This is a genomic window from Streptomyces sp. NPDC048639, from assembly GCF_043199075.1.
Classification (GTDB): domain Bacteria; phylum Actinomycetota; class Actinomycetes; order Streptomycetales; family Streptomycetaceae; genus Streptomyces.
Genome location: NZ_JBICVP010000005.1, coordinates 195,301 through 210,242, shown reverse-complemented (window position 1 = coordinate 210,242; position 14,942 = coordinate 195,301). Strand labels below are relative to the sequence as shown.

At 72.2% G+C, this 14,942-nt stretch carries 14 protein-coding genes and 1 pseudogene; 2 read left to right on the top strand and 13 right to left on the bottom strand.

The window, feature by feature from the left end:
* Positions 1–149: 149 nt before the first annotated feature.
* From ACGFNH_RS15805 to ACGFNH_RS15790, 4 genes are all read right to left on the bottom strand, one after another.
* Positions 150–1,217: an N-acetylglucosamine kinase gene (locus tag ACGFNH_RS15805; protein WP_393653928.1), complete on the bottom strand. Its 1,068-nt coding sequence runs from the start codon at positions 1,215–1,217 to the stop codon at positions 150–152.
* Positions 1,218–1,404: 187 nt separating this feature from the next.
* Positions 1,405–2,082: a uracil-DNA glycosylase gene (locus ACGFNH_RS15800; RefSeq protein WP_393653926.1), complete on the bottom strand. Its 678-nt coding sequence runs from the start codon at positions 2,080–2,082 to the stop codon at positions 1,405–1,407.
* A 145-nt stretch (positions 2,083–2,227) separates the two neighbouring features.
* Positions 2,228–3,313 (bottom strand): WD40/YVTN/BNR-like repeat-containing protein, encoded by a 1,086-nt coding sequence (locus ACGFNH_RS15795; protein ID WP_393653924.1) that lies wholly within the window; start codon positions 3,311–3,313, stop codon positions 2,228–2,230.
* A gap of 91 nt (positions 3,314–3,404) precedes the next feature.
* Positions 3,405–4,502: an NADH:flavin oxidoreductase/NADH oxidase gene (locus tag ACGFNH_RS15790; RefSeq protein WP_393653922.1), complete on the bottom strand. Its 1,098-nt coding sequence runs from the start codon at positions 4,500–4,502 to the stop codon at positions 3,405–3,407.
* 125 nt (positions 4,503–4,627) lie between these two features.
* Between ACGFNH_RS15790 and ACGFNH_RS15785 the strand changes: the two genes are divergently transcribed.
* A complete protein-coding gene (locus tag ACGFNH_RS15785) occupies positions 4,628–4,984 on the top strand; it encodes an ArsR/SmtB family transcription factor (RefSeq protein ID WP_393653920.1) in 357 nt (118 codons plus the stop codon).
* Positions 4,985–5,127: 143 nt separating this feature from the next.
* Here ACGFNH_RS15785 and ACGFNH_RS15780 read toward each other — a convergent pair whose 3' ends face one another.
* Positions 5,128–6,573 carry an FAD-dependent oxidoreductase gene (locus ACGFNH_RS15780; protein WP_393653918.1) on the bottom strand — a complete coding sequence of 482 codons (1,446 nt, stop codon included), beginning with the start codon at positions 6,571–6,573 and terminating at the stop codon, positions 5,128–5,130.
* 78 nt (positions 6,574–6,651) lie between these two features.
* Entirely contained in the window at positions 6,652–7,383 is a 732-nt protein-coding gene (locus ACGFNH_RS15775; RefSeq protein ID WP_393653916.1) for a DUF305 domain-containing protein, read from the bottom strand.
* A gap of 177 nt (positions 7,384–7,560) precedes the next feature.
* Here ACGFNH_RS15775 and ACGFNH_RS15770 point away from each other — a divergent pair, with 177 nt between their 5' ends.
* Positions 7,561–9,042, top strand: a complete 1,482-nt coding sequence (locus ACGFNH_RS15770; protein WP_393653914.1) for an LVIVD repeat-containing protein — start codon at positions 7,561–7,563, stop codon at positions 9,040–9,042.
* A 200-nt stretch (positions 9,043–9,242) separates the two neighbouring features.
* Here the strand turns inward: ACGFNH_RS15770 and ACGFNH_RS15765 are convergent.
* The 7 genes and pseudogenes from ACGFNH_RS15765 to ACGFNH_RS15735 all read right to left on the bottom strand — a co-directional run.
* Positions 9,243–9,851, bottom strand: a pseudogene (locus ACGFNH_RS15765) (TetR/AcrR family transcriptional regulator); the annotation flags it as partial.
* 191 nt (positions 9,852–10,042) lie between these two features.
* Positions 10,043–10,747, bottom strand: coding sequence for an HAD family hydrolase (locus ACGFNH_RS15760; RefSeq protein WP_393653913.1), 705 nt, complete (start codon positions 10,745–10,747; stop codon positions 10,043–10,045).
* Positions 10,748–10,789: 42 nt separating this feature from the next.
* Positions 10,790–11,527: a phosphatase PAP2 family protein gene (locus tag ACGFNH_RS15755; protein WP_393653911.1), complete on the bottom strand. Its 738-nt coding sequence runs from the start codon at positions 11,525–11,527 to the stop codon at positions 10,790–10,792.
* Positions 11,528–11,608: 81 nt separating this feature from the next.
* The gene (locus tag ACGFNH_RS15750) at positions 11,609–12,544 is read right to left on the bottom strand and encodes a M56 family metallopeptidase (protein ID WP_393653909.1); all 936 of its coding nucleotides are present in this window, start codon (positions 12,542–12,544) and stop codon (positions 11,609–11,611) included.
* Between the two features lie 148 nt (positions 12,545–12,692).
* Positions 12,693–13,337 (bottom strand): DUF5134 domain-containing protein, encoded by a 645-nt coding sequence (locus tag ACGFNH_RS15745; RefSeq protein ID WP_393653907.1) that lies wholly within the window; start codon positions 13,335–13,337, stop codon positions 12,693–12,695.
* A 163-nt stretch (positions 13,338–13,500) separates the two neighbouring features.
* Positions 13,501–13,887: a VOC family protein gene (locus tag ACGFNH_RS15740; RefSeq protein WP_393653905.1), complete on the bottom strand. Its 387-nt coding sequence runs from the start codon at positions 13,885–13,887 to the stop codon at positions 13,501–13,503.
* A 175-nt stretch (positions 13,888–14,062) separates the two neighbouring features.
* Entirely contained in the window at positions 14,063–14,746 is a 684-nt protein-coding gene (locus ACGFNH_RS15735) for a glycerophosphodiester phosphodiesterase (protein WP_393653903.1), read from the bottom strand.
* Between the last annotated feature and the right edge of the window lie 196 nt (positions 14,747–14,942).

Here is a 14,942-nt window from a genome sequence, read left to right as displayed (position 1 = left end):
AGGGTGCGGCTGTGCGGCATCCGTCCCGAAATTTCCGGTGGAACTACGGTTGAACGCGGAACCGTCCAGCGATCGGTCGGTCGGGCAGCTCCGGACCGTGGCTCGACGCATGCGATGGAGGGGCCGGCGCATGCAGCGCGCGAGGATTGTTATGCCCGGGATTCGGGTGGTTCGGCCTCCGGCATCGCAGGCAGGTGCAGCAGCCGCGGATCGGCCGGGAGGAGCAACTCATCCATCGCCAGGGCCGCGGCGATACCCAGGGCGCCGTCCAGCGGATCACCCGCGGCCGGGACCAGCCGCGCGTACGGCAGATGGCGGCCGATCGCCTCCCGTACGGGGCCGAGCAACTGCTCGCCCATCCCGAACAGCCCGCCGGTGAGCGCCACGTCGAAGGGCGCCTCGCCACCGTCGTCCGGCGGGCGGACCGCGGCCGCGGCCTCCGCGATGCAGTGCGCCGCCTCCCGGAGGATCTCGGCGGCGACCGGGTCCTCCGCGGCGCAGCGGCCGACCTCCGGTGCGAACGAGGCCAGTACGGCGGCCCTGTCGGTGCGCGGATACAGCAGTCCCGGCAGTTCCGCTGCGGGGCCGAACACCGCCTCCATCCTGGCGAGCAGCGCGCGCGACCCCCGGCGCCGGCCGTCGGACGCGCGCAGTGCCGCCTCGAGACCGGCCCGGCCGATCCAGGCGCCGCCACCGCAGTCGCCGAGGAGGTGGCCCCATCCGTCGGCCCGCCGCCAGGTGCCCGGTCCGTCCGCGGTGCCGAGCGTCGCGCCGAGGGCGATCAGGCCGGTGCCCGCGGCCACCACGACGCCCGGACGCGGGCCGAGCGCACCGGCGTACGCGGTCACGGCGTCGGCCGCGAGGGCCAGCCGCCGCACTCCGAGGGCCGCGGCCAGCGCGCCGGGCAGCGTCGCGCGCAGATCGTCGCCGAGGGTGGCCATGCCGGCCGCACCGATGGCGACGGTGGCTACGCGCCCGCCCGACTCGGCCGGATGCCCGGCACCCTCGCGGCCCAGCACATCCCGTGCGGCAGGGAGTAGTTGCTCCAGCAGATGGCCGGCGTCGATGCCGGCGGCACCGGTGCGTACCGGCTCGCGCGACACCACCGTTCCGACCGGTTGCGGGTCCCCGGCGCGGGCCAGACCGATCCGCAGGCCCGAGCCCCCGGAGTCGACTCCGAGCACCCACTCGGAAGCGGAACCGGCGGACGGGGTCATCCGGCCCGCCCGGTCCGGCACGAACGCGGGCCATGGAGCGATCCGTTGCGGGGCCCGCGTCGGCCGTGAACCGATCTGCTGCGGGGCCAACGCGGGCCATGGGTCGCTCCGTTGCGGGGCGAACGCGAGCCGTACGCCGATCCGTTGCGGCCGGACGGCGCGGCGGGCCGGTCCCCGCAGGCCGCGCTCACGGCAGTCGCCAGTCCACCGGCTGGGCTCCCTGCCGGACCAGCAGATCGTTGGCGCGGCTGAAGGGCCGTGAGCCGAAGAAGCCCCGGTCGGCGGACATGGGGGAGGGGTGCGAGGACTCGACCGCCGGCAGATCGCGCAGCATGGGACGGAGGTTACGGGCGTCCCGGCCCCACAGGATCGACACCAGCGGCCTGCCGCGCGCCGCAAGCGCCCGGATGGCCTGTTCGGTGACGTCCTCCCAGCCCTTGCCGCGGTGCGCCGCCGGCTTGCGCGGAGCCGTGGTGAGCGCCCTGTTGAGCAGCAGGACGCCCTGGGCGGCCCACGGCGTCAGATCACCGGTGGAGGGCCGGGGCAGCCCGAGATCGGTGTGCATCTCCCGGAAGATGTTCTCCAGGCTGCCGGGCAGCGGGCGGACGTCCGGAGCCACCGAGAAGCTGAGCCCCACCGCATGGCCTGGTGTGGGATACGGATCCTGGCCGACGATCAGCACGCGGACCTCGTCGAACGGCTGCTGGAAGGCGCGCAGCACATTCGCTCCGGCGGGCAGATAGGTCCGCCCGGCGGCGATCTCGGCACGCAGGAAGTCGCCCATCGAGGCGACCCGTTCGGCCACCGGTTCCAGGGCCTTGGCCCATCCCGGCTCGACGATTTCGTTCAACGGTCGTGCAGCCACGGGGCGTCACTCTACTCGGCTCGGCGAACCGCCTCCTCACGCGACGTCATCGAGCCCGTACGGTTCGGGCCGGATCCGTACGGATCGAGCCACGGCCCGTACGGATCACGCACTCCCCGTGCGGAATCCGCTCTTTCCGCCGGGGTCAGGCCATCACGGCGGCCCGTACGCACAGCACATCCGGAAGGTGCGAGGCGATCATCTGCCAGCTGTCCCCGTCGTCCGCGCTGGCGAAGACCTCGCCGTTGCGATTGCCGAAGTACACCCCGGCCGGGTCCGCGTCGTCGGTGCACAGGGCGTCCCGCAGCACCGTGCCGTAGTGCGTGCCCTCGGGCAGGCCCGCGCCGAGCTTCTGCCAGGTCGTGCCCGCGTCCTCCGTGCGGTAGACGCGGCACTCCCGCCCCGCGGGCACCCGGTCCGCGTCGGCGTTGAGCGGAAAGACGTATGCCACGCCGCCTCGGGTCGGGTGGGCCGCGACGGGGAACCCGAAATCGGACGGCAGCCCTTCGCCGATGGACGTCCACGTGGCCCCCGCGTCGTCGCTGCGGTAGACGCCCCAGTGGTTCTGCAGATAGAGCCGGTCCGGATCCGCCGCGTCCTGCGCGACCTTGTGCACGCACTGCCCGAACTCGGGGTTCGGGTCGGGCAGGAAGACCGCCTGGACACCGGAGTTGGACGGCGCCCAGCTCGCCCCGCCGTCGAGCGAGCGGTAGACCCCTCCGGTGGAGACCGCGACCGTCACCGCGCCCGCGTCGCGCGGATTCGTGACGATCGTGTGCACCGCGAGCCCGCCTCCGCCCGGCGTCCACTGCTCACGCGTCGGGTGGTCCCACAGCGCCCGCACGAGCTCGAAGGTCTCCCCGCCGTCCTCGGAACGGAACAGCGCACCCGGCTCGGTCCCGGCGTAGACGACGCCGGGCGCGGCGGGGCCCGCCGGGTGCAGCTGCCAGACGCGCTCGAGCGAGGCACCGGTGTCCTTGGGGAACTTCACCGCCGGCTGGAGCGGTTCCTTCCAGGTCTTTCCGAGGTCGTCGGAGTGGAACACCGAGGGGCCCCAGTGGGAGTTCGTCCCGCCGGCCAGCAGCCGGGGCGCGGCTCCGCGGGTGTCGATGCCGACGGAGTAGACCTCCTCGGCGTTGAAGTGCGGACCGTCGAACTCCCAGCTACCGCCGTGTCGTCTCCCGACGAACAGCCCTTTGCGTGTGCCCACCGCGAGTAGTGCATCGTTCACTTCCGGCCACCTCCGGGACGCCGTTGTCTCCAGTCGGGCCAGTCTGCACCCGGCCACTGACAACGGCGTCCCAACGTGCCGTGATCGTCGCTCAGGCGGCCCGGTGGTACTGCCGCGGGCTGCCCACAGCACCCCCGAGTTCACGCGCCGCATGCCGCGCGAAGTAGGGATTGCGCAGCAGCTCACGGCCGAGCAGGACGGCGTCGGCCCGGCCCTCGTCGATGATCTTCTCGGCCTGCTGCGGCTCGGTGATCTCGCCCACGGCCGCGGTCGGAAGGCCGGTCCTCGCCTTGACGGCCTCCGCGAACGGCACTTGGTAGCCGGGCCCCGTGGGGATCCGTACGCGCGCCGCGTTTCCGCCGCTGGAGACGTCCAGCAGGTCGACGCCATGGCTGCGCAGGTCCTCGGCGAAGCGCACCGTGTCGTCCCCGGTCCAGCCCGTGCGGTCGTCGTCCGTGTTCTCCGTCAGCCAGTCGGTGGCCGAGATGCGGAAGAAGAGCGGCAGTTCGTCGGGCCACACGGCGCGCACCGCGTCCACGACCTCCAGCGCGAAACGCGTCCGGTTCTCGTACGACCCGCCGTACGCGTCCGTGCGGTGGTTGGAGTGGGGGGAGAGGAACTCCCCGATCAGATAGCCGTGGGCGCCGTGCACCTCCACGACCTCGAACCCGGCCGCCAGTGCTCTGCGTGCGGCGTCGGCGAACTGCCCGACGATCTCCTGGATCTGCTCGGTGGTCAGCTCGTCCGGTATCGGGTGCCCGTCCATGAAGGGCAGCGGGCTCGGCGCGACCGGCTGCCAGCCACCGGCCTCCGGCCCGACGGGAGCGCCGCCGAGCCAGGGCCGGTCGGTCGATGCCTTGCGTCCGGCGTGGGCGATCTGGATGCCGGGCACGGTGCCCTGCTCCTTGAGGAAGGCGGCGATGCGGCGGAAGGCATCGGTCTGGGTTTCGTTCCAGATCCCCAGGTCCGCCGGGCTGATCCGGCCCTCGGGGCTCACGGCCGTCGCCTCGACCAGGATGAGGCCGGTGCCTCCGGCGGCGCGCGAGGTGTAGTGCGAGAAGTGCCAGTCGTTCGGCACGCCGGTGCCGGGCCCGGAGTCCTCGGCGGAGTACTGGCACATCGGGGCCATCCAGATCCGGTTGGGGAAGGTCAGCGACCGCAGGGTGAAGGGCTCGAAGAGGGCGCTCACGGCAGGCTCCGTTTCGCAAGGGGTGGCCGGGCTGGCCTTCGTACGATAGGCATCGTAGTACGCCATGTGTCAAACTACGATGGCTCTCGTACAATGGCTGTCCCGAGAGACGAGGAGCCGCCGCGATGACCGGGACCGTCACCACGCCGGGCCGCACGCTCGACCACCCGGCGCGCGAGGACATCCGCCTGGAGGGTGTGCTGCACGCGCTGTCCGACCCCATGCGCCTGTGCATCGTCCGGACGCTCGCGGGCGGGAAGGGCCCGCTGTCCTGTTCCGTCTTCGATCTGCCCGTCACCAAGTCGACGGGCACGCACCACTTCCGTGTGCTGCGTCAGAGCGGCGTGATCAGACAGGCCTATCAGGGCACGGCCAAGTTGAACGGGCTGCGCCGGGACGATCTGGATGCCCTCTTCCCCGGGCTGCTCGACTGCGTCCTCGACGCCGCCGCACGTCAGGCGGATCGGCCCGGCACGCACTAGCGGGGCGGCGGACCCGGTAGTCGGCCACGCGGCCCGTCGGCTTCCGAGGCCAGTCGGCCACGCTGCCCGTCAGCCTCCCGTGCCCGTCAGCCTCCCGGGTCCGTCAGCTTCCCGTGCCCGTCAGCTTCCGGGGCCCGTCAGTCTCACGCGCCCGCCTGCTGTCCCGCCCCCGCGACGCTCCCGCCGGGTCCGTCGGCGGACGGAGGCGCTCCCGCCGCCGCCCCGCTCGCGCCGTTCGCCGCGACCGCGGATGCCGCTGCCAGCAGCCCCGCCCAGTCCGGGATCTTCGCGACCGTACGGCCGAGCGACCGGCCCAGCGCCGCCTCCGCCGCCTCGATGCCCTGCCACCCCGGCCACTCGACGGGCGCCTGGCCCAGCCTCCGCAGCTCCTCGACCGGATCGTCCGGCACCGGGCGTGCGACCAGTGCCCCCGCGTCCGCCAGCACCGAGGCGGCGGTCTGCTTGGCGCACGGCCGGTTGGTGCCGATGACCCCCGTCGGGCCGCGCTTGATCCACCCCGCGACGTACTCCCCGGGCGAGGGCGCGCCGTCGCGCAGGACGCGCCCCTCCTCGTTCGGCACGGTCCCGCTCTCCGCGTCGAAGGGGAGGCCCGGCAGCGGCACGCCCCGGTAGCCCACGGACCGCAGCACCGTCCCGGCGGCGATCTCCTCGTACTCGCCGGTCCCCGTCACCCCGCCACGTCCGTCCGGCAGCGTCCGCTCGAACCGTACGCCCGCCACGCTCTCGCCGTCCGTACCCGCGAGCACGGCCACCGGGCGCAGGAAGAACCGGAGATGGATGCGGCGGGCCTTTCCCTGGGGCGGCTGTGCTGCCCAGCTCCGCAGCACCTCGACATTGCGCCGGTTCACCGCGGGCAGCCCCGACGGATCGGCGAACGCCGGGTCCAGCGCCAGCTCCTCCGGCCGCACCACGACCTCGGCGCCGGTCAGTGCCCCCAGCTCGCGGAGTTCCTTCGTCGTGAACTTCGCCTGGGAGGGCCCGCGGCGCCCCACCATGGACACGTCCTTGATCCGGCTGTCCGCGAGCGCTCCGAGCGGCCCCTGCGGCATGTCGGTCGGTACCAGGTCGTCCACGGACCGCGCGAGGATCCGGGTGACGTCCACCGCCACGTTCCCGACGCCGATGACGACCGCCGCGGGGCCGTCGAGCAGGAACCGGTGGGTCGCGGCGTCGGGGTGGGCGCTGTACCAGCCGACGAAGTCCGTGGCCGAATAACTGCCCCGCAGCGTCTCGCCCGGGATTCCGAGGTGCCGGTCGGTGGCCGCGCCGACGCAGTAGACCACCGCGTGGTACAGCTCGTGCAGCTCCGCCGCGCCCAGCCCGCCCTCGCCGATGTGCACATTGCCGAGGAAGGAGACGCCGGGGTGGTCCAGGACGGTGCGCAGGTTGTTCTGCAGCGACTTGATCTTCTCGTGGTCGGGCGCCACGCCGTACCTCACCAGGCCGTAAGGGCAGGGCAGCCGGTCCAGTACGTGCACCCGTACGTCCGGCACGGCCTGCTGCTCGACGAGGGACTGCGCGGTGTAGACCCCGCTCGGTCCTGAACCTACGACGGCGACGCGAAGCACGGCGGGGCTCCTTCCCGCAGGGTGATTCCAGCATCGCACCGGGGCGCGCCGGGCGGGAGGTGCCCTGCCGCCACGTCTCTAGCGCATCCCCCGCATGCGGTTGATCTCACTCGTCTGCTGGGCGATGACGTCGTTGGCCATCTCCTCGACGAGGATGTTGTTGCCGTCGGAGAGCACTTCGGTGGCCATGCTGACGGCGCCCTGGTGGTGGGTGATCATCAGCTTCAGGAACAGCTCGTCGAAGTCGGCGCCGCGCGCGGCCCGCAACCGGCCGAGCTGCTTCTCGGAGGCCATACCGGGCATCGTGCCGTGGTCCACGTGGTCGTCCGCGCTGCCGTGCCCGCTGTGTTCATCGGTCCCTTCGTGATCACCGTGCTCGTCCGAGCCCTGGTGACCGCCCTGTTCGTCCTTCCCGGCGTGCTGGTCGAGCCAGCCCTTCATGGCTTTGACCTCCGGCCCCTGGGCCGCCGATATCCGCTCCGCCAGCCGCATCACCCGCTGCGCATCGGCCCGTTCATCGACGAGTGCGGTCATCGTCAGGGCCTGCCGGTGGTGCTCGATCATCCGCTGCGCATAGGAGAAATCGGCCGAGTTGGGGGTGTCGTCGCCGACGGCTTTCTCCGCCTCCTGCGCGGACAGCGTCTCCGCCGCCTCACCCGGCTTGCCGGGCGCCACCACCGAGGGCTCCTTGCCCTTCGCGTCGGCGTCCCCGCCGTCCGACTCGCAGCCGCTCAGGGCCAGTACGGCGGCAACGGCGGCCGCCGTTGCCGCCAGGACGCGGACGTGCGCTCTCGTACGGCGGTGGATCACTACGACCTCCTGAGAAGTACGGATGAGTCGGAAGCTGTCCGGGCACGTCAGCGACTATCGCCGATCGGCTTCGTTTTTTACATGCTCATTGACACCTGTTGTTGTGTACATGAGAGCAGCGATACTGCCGGGGTCCGAGAACCGTTCATCACCGAACGGACACTAGGGAGGACGCAGATGTCGTTGCACACCACCCGCGTGCGGCGCAGACGCCTCGGCGTGGCGGCGGCCGCCTTCGGCCTGATCGCCTCGTTCCTTGCTGCTGCACCCGCGGTCGCGACCCCTGACCCGGGGGACGCGCCCACCACCCGAGAAAGGGTGAGCACGAGCGAAGCCGCCGATACGAAAGCCGCCATCAAGGCCGGCGAGATACCCCCCGTGGACGCGGTCGTCCACAGCGACAACGTTTCCCATCTGGCCAACATCCCCAAGGACGCGCTCCCCGGGACCAATTCGGACCTGGCGTTCCAGGGCAAGTACGCCTTCGCCGGCAACTACGACGGCTTCCGGATCTTCGACGTCAGCAACCCCAAGGCCCCCAAGACGGTGAGCCAGGTGCTGTGCCCGGGGTCGCAGAACGACATCACGGTCTCCGGCGACCTGCTCTTCCTCTCCACGGACTCCTCGCGCAGCGACAACTCCTGCAGCAGCGCCACGCAGCCCGCGACCGAGAAGTCCTCCTGGGAGGGCATGAAGGTCTTCGACATCAGCGAAAAGCGCAACCCGAAGTACGTCGCCGCCGTCGAGACCGCCTGCGGTTCGCACACCCACACCCTGGTGCCCGAGCGCCGCAACGTCTACATCTACGTCTCCTCGTACTCGCCGAGCGACACCTTCCCCGACTGCAAGCCGCCGCACGACGGCATCTCGGTCATCAAGGTGCCGCGGAGCGCGCCCGAGAAGTCGGCGGTCGTGGACTTCCCCGTGCTCTTCCCGGACGGCGGCAACCCGGGTGCGCCCACCAACCCCGGCGTCTCCCAGACCACCGGGTGCCACGACGTCACCACCTTCCCGAAGTTGAAGCTGGCGGCGGGTGCCTGCATGGGTGACGGCATCCTGTTCGACATCTCACGGCCCGAGCGGCCACGGGTGATCGACCGGGTGCAGGACAATGTCAACTTCGCCTTCTGGCACTCCGCGACCTTCAACGAGCGCGGGAACAAGGTCGTGTTCACCGATGAACTCGGTGGCGGCGGCGCGCCCACGTGCAACGAGGCGACCGGTCCCCACCGCGGAGCCGACGGCATCTACGACATCACCGGCAAGGGCGACCACCGCAAGCTCGCCTTCCGCAGCTACTACAAGATCCCGCGGCACCAGGCCGACACCGAGAACTGCGTCGCGCACAACGGCTCGCTCATCCCGGTGAAGGGCCGCGACATCATGGTCCAGGCCTGGTACCAAGGCGGCGTCTCCATCTGGGACTTCACCGACTCGAAGCGGCCGAAGGAGATCGGCTACTTCGAGCGCGGTCCGATCTCCGCGGACACGCTCGTCGGCGGCGGATCGTGGTCGGCGTACTACTACAACGGCTACATCTACTCGAACGACATGGCCAAGGGCTTCGACGTCCTCCGGATCGACGACCGGCGGACGGACGGCGCCAAGTGGGTCCGGCTGAAGGAGCTCAACGTCCAGACCCAGCCCGACTACCTCTGAGCGGGCGGGGCGTCCGGCTTCACCGCGGGCACGCCCTCCGCTGCGGTCACCGTCTCCACCGCGGTGACCGCAGCGGGACGCCGGACCGCTCCGGGACCCGTGGCCGCTTCGGCCCCGCGGGTCGGTTCGGCCCCGCGGGTCGGTTCGGCCAGGCTCACCGGTTCCCTGGCGCTCACCGGTTCCACCGCGCTCACCGTCAGCCCGCCGGGCGGCTTCTCGCCCGGCGGGCTGCCCAGTTCCCAGGCCAGCCCGTACCGCTGGAACAACTCCGCGCGCAACCGTGCCAGAGGCATCGGCGCACCCGGTATGAGGAGGGCGAAGACCGCGCCCATGAGCAGCGCACGCAGCATCGTGTAGTCGGCGGCGAGATCGTCCGAGCCGTACCGCTCGACCGTGTCCCGGAGCAGCCCGGCGAGCCGTTGCTGCTCCGGGCACTGGACGAACCCGCCTTCCGTGAGGATGCCCGCCATGTGGGTCCGCATCAGTACGGGCCGCTCGGCCGCGACGCCGAGCAGGGAATCGATGGCGCGCGCCAGCCGCTCCCTCCCGTCGTCGCTCCGCGGCTCACGCTCCAGTTCTGCCTCCAGCCTCAGATGCATGAGCCGGTGGACGGCCGACTGCAGAAGCTGGCGCTTTCCGGGGAAGTAGTACGAGACCAGGCCGCGAGCGGCGCCCGCGCGATCGGCGATGTCGGCGAGTGTCGTCGCCTGGTACCCGCGTTCCCCGATGAGGTCGACCGTCGCCTGCAGCAGCCGTTCTCGGGAACGCCGGCGCAACTCTTCATTGACCGCTGCGCTTCGCGGGGACATCCTGTAACTCCTGCGTTGACTGGCTACGAGCCAATATACTCAGAGCGTCTCCGGAATCGCCCCTGTTCACAGGGGCTTTCGGAGCGTCCGCCGTCTCGGGCGACGCGGGGGATCGCCCGAGACGGCGACTTCCGGGGGGACATCGTTGTCAACGACCCGACCGAGTCCGGTCCGGCCGAACCCGCCCTCCGTCACCGTCCCGTGCCGACCCGGTCCAGTACGGGCCGCAGGGCCGCGGGCCGCCGTTCCACCGGCAGATGGTCCACCAGGTGCACCGCGCAGCCCAGTTCGGCGGCGCCACCGTCCGCGCGCCGGTCGTCCCCGACCATCAGCACCTCCCGCGGCGCCGCCCCGATCGCCTCGCAGGCCGCCCGGAACAGCCGTGCGTCCGGCTTCTGCACCCCGTGCTCGTACGACAGGACGTACGCGTCCACGAGTGCGTCGAGGCCGTGCTCCCGGAAGACCGGCCGCAGATCCCAGCCGATGTTGCTGACCACCGCGGTCCGCACGCCGCGGTCCCGCAGCGTCTTCAGCACCTCGGCCGCATCCGGGTAGGGCGACCACGCCGCAGGCTCCATGTGCCGGTCGTACAGCGGCTCGTAGAGCTCCGGCCAGGGGATGCCCGCCTCCCGCGCCAGGCCCGAGTACGCCGCACGATGGGTCCCGGCGCTGTTGTCGCGCTCGGCCCATGCCGCGGCCAGGTGGTCCGGCACCGCCTCGGGGGAGGCGCCGCCCGGCAGCGCCCCGGCCCGTTCGAGCCGCCCGGCCCAGTGGAGCAGTTCCTCCTCCGCGACGCGGATGCCGGCGCGGTCGAGCACGGTCCGCAGCCAGGAGCCGGTCGGTTCGACGCGGAACAACGTCCCGGAGAAGTCGAACAGCACGCCCGTGATCGTCATGCCCGCACGCGTCCTTTCCGCAGCCCGCTCGGGGCGCGTCGTCTACGGCGCCTCCGGCCGGTCCGAAGGCGCACCTCTCCCGGCATCGGCCGGATCTCCTGCGGCATCCACCGGAGTTGTCCCCGCACCCGGTGGCCCCCACCGCAAGCAGGCGGCAGCCGTCAGCGCGGCCAGCGCCACCCCGAACAGCCAGCCCCCGAGCACGTCCGAGAACCAGTGGACACCGACCCACAGCCGGGTGAACCCCACACCTGCTATCGAGATCACGGCCAGGGCGGTCGCGCCCCACAGCCACAGGCCCCGTGCGCCCGCGCGCAGCGCCAGCCACCACAGCAGCGCGCAGCCCAGGGCCGCCGTCATGGCGTGTCCCGAGGGGAATGCCGAGAAGTGGGCGGTGGCCACGGGGTCGGGCCAGTGCGGGCGGTCGCGCCCGACCGCCAGCTTGAGACCCTGCTGAAGTCCGGACACGACGGCCGTCGCGATCAGCACGCACACGCCCGTCACGCGGTCACCGCGCCACAGGAACCACAGGGCCGCGGAGACGAGCAGGGCGCGCACCGTCCAGGGGTCCCACACCCAGTCCGTGAGGATGCGGCTGACCCGCGTCCAGCCGGGGTGGTCGACCGCCGGTCCATGCAGATCGACCGCGATCGTGCGATCCCACGCGAGCAAGGACCCCCACTCGGCGGCGACCATCGCCAGGACGATCGTGCCCAGCAGGCCGGTGATCCCCGCGACCCGGAGACAGACGGCGGGACGACGAGACAGTGGCACATCCATGCGGAGATCTTCGCGGACAGCCGGGGCGAACCGCCAACCCGGCACCCGCACGTCCCCGTCCGTCCGCACGTTCCTCGTAGGTCAGCGCAGCACGCCGAGGGCGGGGACCAGCGTGACCAGCAGCGGCACCACGGGGACGAACGCCGCCGCGGCCGTCAGCCGCAGCCTGCGTGCCGGGGTGAGGCGGGTCGGAGCGGCCAGCAGCCGGTCGACGCGGCGCGGGAGTTCCGCGTGCGGCGTGGGACAGGGGCCGAACACCCCTCGGTCCTCGTTGAGTTGGACCAGGGCCAGAGCGATCGTCAGCCGGCCGAACTGCCGCGAGGCCACATCGTCGGCGGCCAGTTCGACCAGCCGGTGCATCTCATCGCGGAACCCGGCGAACACCGGCACCTGGGGAAATCCCTTCGCCAGCGCCGAGGAGCAGTGCAGCAGCCAGTCGTGGCGCGCCCGCGCGTGCCCCTGCTCATGGGCGAGTACGGCGTCGAGCTGGCGCCGGTTGAGGCGCCGCAGGGCCGCGGTGGTGATGACCAGCCGGGCTGCCGCGCCGGGCATCCACCAGGCACCGGGCCGCTCCCCTTCGAGGACGACGAGACGGTCTCCGGCCTCCACCTCGCCGGGCAGCCGCGGGGAGCGCACGAGCAGTTCCCTGCGCTGCCGCCTGCGCTGGGCGCGCGCTGTGCGCACTTCGCGGGTGAGCATCGCCGCCGTCCATGCCCCGCCGCAGGCGAGCACGGCGGCCATGGCGCCGGCCCACGGGCCGTACCCCTGCAGGGCGTACGCCTCGACCACGCCACGCGGCGCAGGAGCGAACACATGCCCGCGTACGGCCTCCCAGGCCGCGGCCGCGCTCAGCGCCATCGCGAGCGCGCAGCACAGCAGCACTGCCGCGACGACGCACTGCCAGACCCACAGCGCCAGCACGGGTTCGCGGTCCGGCCACTCGGCGCGCGCCAGGAGGCGGGGGGCGACGGCCGCGGCGAGCCCGCCGAGTGCGAGCAGCGCGAGCGGGAGCATCATGCCCGTCAGCCTACGAGCGGGGGCTACCGGCAGGTATGGCAACGACGGTGAAGTGACGGAAACCACGGCATGCGCACGGAACTCGGGGCCTGAGTGCCGGGACGTACGCGCGGACGCGCACGCACGGGCTTCGGTGCGCGGGGGCTGCTCAGACAGCCAGGAGCATCGCGAACATGCCCATGCCCATCGACACCCGGCACGCGGTGGCCAGCTCCGGGTGGTGCGTCCAGCGCATGCCCGGCGCAGGCGAGGGACCCCCGCCACCGATCCCGGCCGTCGCGGGAATGCCCGGCGCAGACGGGAGACCCTCGCCGCGGTTCCCGGCCGCCCCGCGGGTCCCGGCCGTCGCGGCCGGCGGCACGAGGGCGATGCCCGTACGCAGCACGTACACCGCGAAGTAGACGAGCAGCACCGCCGTCAACAGGGCCGTCCCGGCGACGGGTTGGGCCGCCCCGTGCGCGGCATGGTTCGAATGCCCCGGAGCGAGCGACATGTGGACCATCGCCAGCGCACCGACGACGTGGTGCAGATGATGACGTCCGCGCCGGGCGAGCAGCAGGGCGTGCAGTGCCGCCGCGGTGAACACGGCCGCGAACACGAAGTGGTCCCACGGCTGCGGGGCGCGCGCCACGGTCGGGACGGCCATCGCCGCCATGCCGATCCCCATGAGCGCCTCGCCACCCGCTCCGTGCCGCTGTCCGGAGTCGCCGCCCCGCATCCGCAGCAGGCACAGCATCCCGGCAGCTCCGCACAGAATGACCAGCAACCAGCCGACGAGCGGCGGTCCGTGCACGGCGCACCTCCCCGTACGCGACGAGACCGCCCGGAGCATGCCCGCGGGGGACGCCGCACACGGGAGCGCACAGGAGCACGGGAGGGGGCGCGCCGGCTCGGCGTGCCGCGCACTGTCCCGCCGCACGACCGTGCCGCGCGACCCTGCCCGTGTCGCCGACCGGTCAGGGCCGGTAGCGCATCGGGTGGTCCTCGGGGACCTCGACGACCGCGATCCGCACCCCGTCGGGGTCGGCGACCCACATCTCGATCAGCCCCCACGGCTCCTTGACCGGCGGCCGCAGGATCTTCACACCGCGTGCCGCCAGCTCCTTGTGGGCCGCCGCCGCGTCCGCGACCTGCAGCCAGAGCTGGAGCCCGGGCGCGGGGGGCTGCTCGGACCGTCCCGAGACCTCCAGAAAGCCGCCGCCGAGGAAGTACACCGTGCCGCGCTCGGGCCCCGTCCCGAACTCGCGGAAGACCGCGAGCCCCAGCGCCTCTCCGTAGAAGGCCCGCGACCGCTCGGGGTCCGTGGGCCGCAGCAGGATCCGGCCGCTCAGTACATGCACCATGAACGGGACCCTACGCAGAAGGGGCCGCTCCGGAGCCCCGCGACAGGCTTGTACGGGGAGCCCCGCGACAGGCTCGTACGGCCGCCGGACGCCACGCGCTGACCGGCGGCCGTACGAGATGACGTCGTACCCATGGAGCCGGGGGGACGAGCGCCGGGGGCGCGGCCCCGACCGCCTACGCGGTGAAGCGGCTCGTCCGCTTGATGTCCGGGAAGTCGGTGGTCGCGGCGTCCAGCCCCAGGGCGCGGACCAGCCGCAGATGGTCCTGGGTGTTGACCACCCATCCCACGATGCGCAGCCCGGCCGCGCGGGCGCGCTCGACGACCTCCAGGGTCAGCCGGCGGATGTTCAGCACGACCGTGCCGGCGCCCACGGCCACCGCGCGGTCGACCACGTCCGTGCCGTAGCGGCTCGCGACCAGGGCGGTGCGCACCCCCGGCACCAGCCGGGTGATCTCGGCCAGCGCGGAGTCGTGGAACGAGATGACCTCGACCCGGTCCACGAGATCGCGGCGGTGCATGACCCCGGCGAGGGCCTGCGCCGCCGCCACGTCCTTGATCTCCGCCTGCAGAGGGGCCTTCACCGCGTCGAGGACCTCCTCGAACACCGGGACGCGCTCGCCGTCGCCGGCGTCCAGCTCGCGCAGCTCGTCCAGCGTGAAGTCGCAGATCTGGCCCGAGCCGTCCGTCGTACGGTCCACCTCGGCGTCGTGCATGACCACGAGGGCGCCGTCCTTGCTCAGATGCAGGTCCAGCTCGATGACGTCCATGCCCTCGCGATCCGCGCGCACGAATGACCGGAGGGTGTTCTCCGGCTCTACGCCCATCACGCCACGGTGTCCGATGGTGAGGAATGTCAAGGATGTCTCCGTTCGGGCGGGGTCGACCGGGCGGTGCCGCAGCCTAATGGCTCCCACTGATTTGTGACCCATGCCGCGCCAGAATCCTTCGGACGGGAAAAACACCGGCGTGAGAGGGGGTCCGGCAGGATAATTTTCGGTCTCTCCGGTTGTACCGGATATCCTCGTACCTATACGGTGTCTTGACGCTAGGTTC